The 6,456-nt window shown below is 58.8% G+C and carries 2 protein-coding genes and 3 pseudogenes; 2 read left to right on the top strand and 3 right to left on the bottom strand.

Going from position 1 to position 6,456, the window contains the following annotated elements; genetic code table 11:
* Positions 1–80: 80 nt before the first annotated feature.
* Positions 81–203: pseudogene (locus X757_RS1000000167405) on the bottom strand (ACT domain-containing protein); the annotation flags it as partial.
* 34 nt (positions 204–237) lie between these two features.
* Positions 238–2,748, bottom strand: a complete 2,511-nt coding sequence (locus X757_RS136515; protein ID WP_032996435.1) for an FAD-dependent oxidoreductase — start codon at positions 2,746–2,748, stop codon at positions 238–240.
* A gap of 693 nt (positions 2,749–3,441) precedes the next feature.
* Between X757_RS136515 and X757_RS1000000169895 the strand changes: the two are divergent.
* Positions 3,442–3,687 (top strand): annotated as a pseudogene (locus X757_RS1000000169895) (3-oxoacyl-[acyl-carrier-protein] reductase); the annotation flags it as partial.
* 662 nt (positions 3,688–4,349) lie between these two features.
* Positions 4,350–5,522 (top strand): M20 aminoacylase family protein, encoded by a 1,173-nt coding sequence (locus X757_RS136520; RefSeq protein WP_031251716.1) that lies wholly within the window; start codon positions 4,350–4,352, stop codon positions 5,520–5,522.
* Between the two features lie 46 nt (positions 5,523–5,568).
* Here the strand turns inward: X757_RS136520 and X757_RS1000000168345 are convergent.
* Positions 5,569–5,703: pseudogene (locus X757_RS1000000168345) on the bottom strand (IS5/IS1182 family transposase); the annotation flags it as partial.
* Positions 5,704–6,456 lie beyond the last annotated feature (753 nt).

Raw genomic sequence — 6,456 nt, 5'->3', positions numbered from 1 at the left:
ATCAGACCAGATACCGTTCCCGATTCGAAGGCCATCCGTCGAAAGCCCCCGCGTCAACGTGCAGCGAAAATAGCTTACAATTGCTGAGCGTCGAGGATGTTACATCCAGCATGGTAAAGGAGCCCCGACACAGCTGACACAATGCCGGGCCGATCGGGACAGGATAGGGTGAGGACCATGGATCGGTCGCCATTGTCAGTCATTACTTGTCAACAGCGTCAGCACTTGAAATGGTCTTTAAGGTCGCGCCTTCGACATCGCAGCGCGCAGTTCAGGATGGATCAGATCTTCCGTCTTCAGCCATTCGCCCTTCACGCGAGTCCGTTTTGCATCGAACAGGGGGCGTAGCGTTGCCATAGCAGCGTGTCGTTCACCGGCAATTTCGATCTCAAAATCTCCTTTCGACAGCCATTCGGCACTGACTCCGGTATCTGAGTGGAGGTATCCCATGCCGATACCGCAGCCGACGGTATGCCCGAAACCCGCAGAGCGCAGGTAACCTACGAGTGCCCCGTTCCGCCAGACGGGCTCCGTGCCGAATATCAGCGGTGCAGCCTGGGGAGCAGCCAGGTGGACAAGACGCCGACGCGGCATTTGCCCGCGCTGGGTCTCCAAGGCGAATCGCCCGATGAAGTCCGATCCCTTGTCCCAGGCAATCGTGAAACCCAGGCCCGACTGAAGGGGCGTATCTTCGTCTCCCACGTCCGAGCCCCAGTCACGATAACCGGCTTCAAGTCGCAATGAGTTCAGTGCGACATAGCCCGCGTGACGCACACCGAGATCCTGCCCCGCCGCGACGAGCGCATCATAAATCCCGAGAGCCTGCTCGACCGGAATATGCAGCTCCCAACCAAGTTCCCCCACAAAGGTCATGCGGAAAGCCATCGCCAGGCCATAGCCTATCTCGATTTCGCGAGATGTCGCGAACCGGAACGCGTCGTCGGAGAAGTCAGCCGGGCTCACGCGTTTCAGTAGATCTCTTGAGCGCGGCCCCATCACTGACAGCGTCGTGTACCCTGACGACACATCTGCGACGGAGACGTGGCCTGCGCCCTTTGCATGAATTTTCAGCCAAGCAAGATCGCGGATGCGCTGCACGGCAGCCGTGACAACCAGAAACTCATCTTCGCCTGTTCGGGCGATCGTGACATCCGATTCCATGCCTCCGCGCTCATTAAGCCATGGGGTATAGACGATCCGGCCCAGCGGAACGTCCACGTCGTTGGTCGACAGCCGTTGGAGGAGTGCAAGGGCGTCTTTACCTTGAACCAGCAGGTGAGCAAAGGATGTCTGGTCGAACAGCGCGACCCCGGAACGGGTGGCCTCGTGTTCCTCGCCACTCAACCTGAACCAGTCGTCACGACCGAATGTGCCGTGCGAACTTGTCGGCGACCCTGGTGCGCCAAACCATTGCACTCGCTCCCACCCGGCGATCTCACCAAAGTTTGCACCAGCTTGGGCAAGTCGATCATGAAGGGGAGACAAACGGACGTTTCGCGCCGTTTTGGCAGACTTGTGCGGATAATGGAGCACCCAGAGATTGCCGACAGCTTCAATGGTCCGGTCATACAGGTATTTGCGATTTCGCTGAAACGGCATGGCGCGGCGGACGTCCATTTCCCAAAAGTCATTTGAGGGCTGACCCTTCGACATCCACTCGGCCATGACTTTCCCGGCGCCGCCGGATGATTCGATGCCGCAGGAATTAAAGCCTGTGGCCGTATATAAACCGGTGATCTCCGGCGCAGGTCCGAGGAGAAAGCGGTTGTCCGGCGTGAAGCTCTCAGGACCGTTGAAATTCAGTTGCAGCCCAACGTTTGCCAAAGCCGGCATGCGCTCGATGGCAGCAGAGAGGTAGGGTTCGATGTGATCGAAGTCTTCAGGCAATGAATCGAAGCTGAAATCTTGCGCGATTCCCTCCATGCCCCACGGCTTGCCGTCGGGTTCAAAGAAGCCCACCAGCAACTTTCCAGCGTCGGCCTTCGCGTAAAAACGTGCGTCCATGTCACGGATTGTGGGCAAGTTGTGAGGCAAATCCGGAATCGACTCGGTAACCACGTAAAAATGCTCGGCCGCGTGGAGCGGGATGGTCCAGTTGAGGTCTGCGCCAACACTTCGGCTCCACATTCCGGTGCAGATCACGGCCTTTTCGGCGCGGACAATACCTTCAGCTGTTTCAACCCCGGTGAACCGGCCGTTTTCCACAGCAATCCGGGTAACTGGAGTGCGTTCGAGGATCGTCGCTCCACCCTGTCGGGCGCCGGCGGCGAAGGCGCGCGTGGTATCTATGGGATTTGTCATGCCATCCGAGGCGATCCACGCGGCTCCGAGAATGTCGCTCACGTCCAGCAACGGGACGCGTCGCTTGGCTTCGGCTGCATCGATCATCTCGACTTCCAGTCCGAAGGACCGTCCCATCGACGCCCCACGCTTCAGCTCCTCCAGCCGTGCGGTTGTGGCTGCGACCGTGATGGAGCCGCTTTGCCTGAAGCCCGTCGCTTGTCCGGTTAGCTTCTCAAGGTCCCGGAACAACTCGGCCGAATACTGGGCGAGCTTCGCCATGTTCTCGTTTGCCCGAAGCTGGGTAACTAGACCTGCGGCATGCCATGTAGTGCCGCTGGCAAGCTGGTCGCGTTCGAGCAGGAGGACGTCCCGATGTCCAAGTTGTGTCAAGTGATAGGCAATTGAAAGGCCGATGATGCCGCCGCCGATGATCACGTACTCCACATGGGAGGGAAGTTTTCGCATTTCAAACCTCAGGAAAAGCGCTCCAGTCTGCCGTGGAATCCAAGAGAGGTGTCCCGCGGACTCAGGGCACATACGGTGTTCATGTTCAGCGCTTGGGCCATAAAACGACCACAAGTCGTGAGAGGTTAAGGGCAGGGCTAGGTCGAAAGTCTCTGAAAGGCGCTCTAAGGGTGCTGAAATTATGCGTTTCGTGATGGTATGGGCGAGGAATTCATCACCTGTGCTGACAGCACCCAGCATGTCCGCAGAGCGTCGACAGCACTGCGCAGCCGACAACAGCGCTTTGAAGCGAACGCCTCAAGTTTACTATCGCGCCTGGCGAAACTTCCGATATCTAGGCTGGATCGGTGCGCTGCCGGTTGAGATCGTTGGCATGCTCGTAGCCGCATGCGATCGTTATGCGGGCGGCGCAGAATGTCGGCCATGGCGTGCCTCAGCCCGGCGCGAACGACGCGAATCGCAGCCGCAAGCCGGTTGGCCAGTCGCAAACGCCGCTCGGCGGCCGCCAGAAGCATGACGCCGCCATCCGAGGTGATGCATCCGCCGCGCCGCTCCGGTATGAAAGAGCAACGGGCAGGGTTCGTCTACTGCCGGACTCTACGGCTGCTATAGCCTTCGCACAGCGGGTGTTGCTGCGAAGTGGGCGGTTGTCGGCTTTACAAAAACGCTCACCGTTGAACTGGCGCCTATGGCGTACGCGTTAATGCAGTCTGTCCGGCGAACGTGCAGGGAGTCAACATAGACCACTATGCGGGAGCGGAGGCCGAAAGATGCGGCCATTTCACTCGACCTTTGTTAGGAGTCTGTACAGAGCCAATCGATCAAGCGCTTCATACCCTGAAAGATGTTGCTGATACGTGTCTTTTCCAGGCTTCGCCCGCCGCCAAGGTGGTGACTGGTCAAGCATTGGCGGCAGATGGCCACATAGAAGCACTTTAGGATGGTCACACCGTCGGATCGTCCCTGAGATCAATGTCGGCGTGCGAGTAGCAGGGACTGCACATTCCATTTATTCCTGCAATTCCGGTGGCGGAGCATTACCATGGCGGATTGCATAGGTCCTGCGGACCTGCCTCCGGCTATCGCCGGTCCCACGCTCCGCGTAGTCCAGAATGTCGTTGAACGCTTTCTGCTGCTGCGCCGAACTCGTCCGAGTGGGCTTGTCCGTTGAGCACCGATCTTCGGCGATGCTATTCAGTAGCTGTCGCAGAAAAATCGCGGTCCGGGCTCGATAAGTGCCCCTGGCGTAGATGCTATGGGCGAGCGGCGAGGGTGTGGCCTCTTTCGGCGCTGTTAGTATGATCTTCGGTGTTTGATGGCAGCAAATTCGCTGCGGAAATCGTTCGACATTGTGCGGCGCCGCTTCGTGGGTCCGCCAAAATATTGTTTATGCAAAAATCATCTGGATTCGAGATCACTGATGCGCGCAGATATGATTGCCCCTGAGCTATCTCATTCTCGTCAAATGAGAGTTGTGCACCTGCCGAATCTTGATTCCAGATGATCGGTATATGCAAACTGAATTGGAGAAGATGCCGCGGTAAAGTGGTATGGTATGGCTAACCCGCCGCTTGCCCGATCGAGACTCTCAGGGGAATAGTTTGCAGAGCGTTGAACCTTTCCGAGAATACCACGCGGAAGCAACCGCGTGGCGACGTCATCTCCACCGGAATCCCGAACTTGGGTTCAGTCTGAAGAATACGGCGCAGTTCGTGGCCGAAAAGCTGGCATCGTTCGGGATCAAACATATTGAAACCGGCATCGCCGAGACCGGCATCGTCGCAGTCATCAAAGGGGAAGGCGGCGAAGGACCGACGATCGGGCTCAGAGCCGATATGGACGCACTTCCGATACTCGAAGCCTCGGGAAAGGACTGGTCCTCGGAAGTTCCGGGCCATATGCACGGCTGCGGACACGACGGGCATAGCGCCATGCTGCTCGGCGCGGCAAGGCACCTTGCCCGCACCCGCACCTTCAAGGGTTCCGTTGCGCTGATCTTCCAGCCTGCCGAGGAAATCCTCCCCTCGGGCGCCCAGAAAATGGTTCATGAAGGCTTCCTAGATCGGTTTAGCATCTCCCAGGTATTCGGCTTGCACAACACGCCTGGCGTCGAGGTCGGCAAGTTCGCGACCTGCCATGGCCCCGCCCTGTCCTCGTTGGATGACTTCGACCTAATAGTGAAGGGGAAGAGCGGGCATGCCGCGAGGCCGCATGAGGGGGTTGATCCGATCGTCATCGCTGCCCAGGTGATCCTGGGCCTGCAGACGCTGGTGTCGCGACAAACCAATCCGATCGAGGCGCTTGTCGTCTCCGTGACCAAGATCAACGCCGGCTCGGCTTATAATGTCATCCCTGAGCAGGTTCATCTGGCCGGCACGGTCAGAACATTCTCCCCTGCGCTGAGTGCCTTCGCCGAGCAAAAGATCCAAGACTCGGCGAAAAGCATAGCTCGTGGATTCGGCGGGGATGCGGAGCTCGACTACCGGCGGGACACACCGGTCACATTCAATCACATGGCGGAGACGGATCTCGCGATCCAGGCGGCCCAGAGCCTTGTGGGCGCCGCCTCCGTCGATGCGAAGATGCCCCCGCGCAGCTCGTCTGAAGACTTTGCCTACATGCTTCAGGAGAGGCCCGGAGCGATCATGTACCTCGGCAACGGACCTACTGCTGCCCTACACAACCCGGCGTACGATTTTGATGATGAGGCAATCCCGTACGGTATCGGATACTGGGTCAAGCTCGTCGAAACAGTGCTCACACCGCAATCCTAGACTAAGTCTCTATCAGGGCGCTGAAGCTTAGAGTCCGTTTTGGGAATCAGGGATGGGCATTTCGTCGGACAAGGTTTCCACCTATGGCGACGAGGATCATGGCGTGAGAGATGTCGATGCGCTGTTAATTATCGCGCACGAGGCGCCGCCAGCGCCTCATGCAGCCGAAGGTGCGTTCGAGAGCCCCCGTACAATGTTTGCCGATGTGGCTTTGAGTGGTCGGTGTGCATCGAGCGTCCAAGCCGTAGGCGGCAGCTTGCTGAAACCCATCGTGGTCGGGATGCGAGTCGATTTGTCGCGGGCGAATCCGAGCCACCACCACAGGATTAAACCATCGACGGCGCGGCTGCGGGCCGGCCTATGTAGGCGCACATGGTCCGGCGCATGGATCGCCCTGTGCTGCGCGTGCACGTGTCGTTCGAAGCGACAAGAACCGGACCCCAAATCTGCTCGAGGCCTACGCCCGGCTTGTGCCGACCGTCCGGCGCACGAGCCAACAGGCAGCTGCGGCAGTGTAATTTGCGAACGCGACCTCACGCCTCCGCAACAGCCGAGGTCCAGGCAAGGGATGGGTGAAGGTGAGAGCGACCGTCCGTTTGGTGCGCCGTCGGCCGACCAAGGAACGCCTAGCCCCGACCGCGAAGAGAAGCGAGTGACCCCGCGGGCGACACGACCCGGAAAAGAACAGAAGCAGCTTGACTTCAAAGCCCCAATCGAAGAAGAGACGACTCTTAGCGAACTTGTGTTCTGTTAGGTGGGCCATGACGCTTGGGCCCTTCCTTTGGTAGGACTGTTCGGCCGAATACTGCCCGCCCACAACCATTTACAACCGCCTTAACTGTGGTCCCGCCGGCACTGTGGGTCTGCCGGAATCCAGTCGGCTGCACTCAGTTGCTTCAGCTCGCGGAACAACTCGGCGGAGTACTGCGCCAGC

This window comes from Mesorhizobium sp. LSHC412B00 (assembly GCF_000503035.1).
Classification (GTDB): Bacteria; Pseudomonadota; Alphaproteobacteria; order Rhizobiales; family Rhizobiaceae; genus Mesorhizobium.
The sequence above is the reverse complement of the archived record's forward strand: the minus strand, read 5'-3'. Positions and strand labels throughout refer to the sequence as shown.

Excerpts from the sequence above, each read along its gene's own strand:
- X757_RS136515 (WP_032996435.1), bottom strand. The coding sequence starts at position 2,748 with ATGCGAAAACTTCCCTCCCATGTGGAGTACGTGATCATCGGCGGCGGC.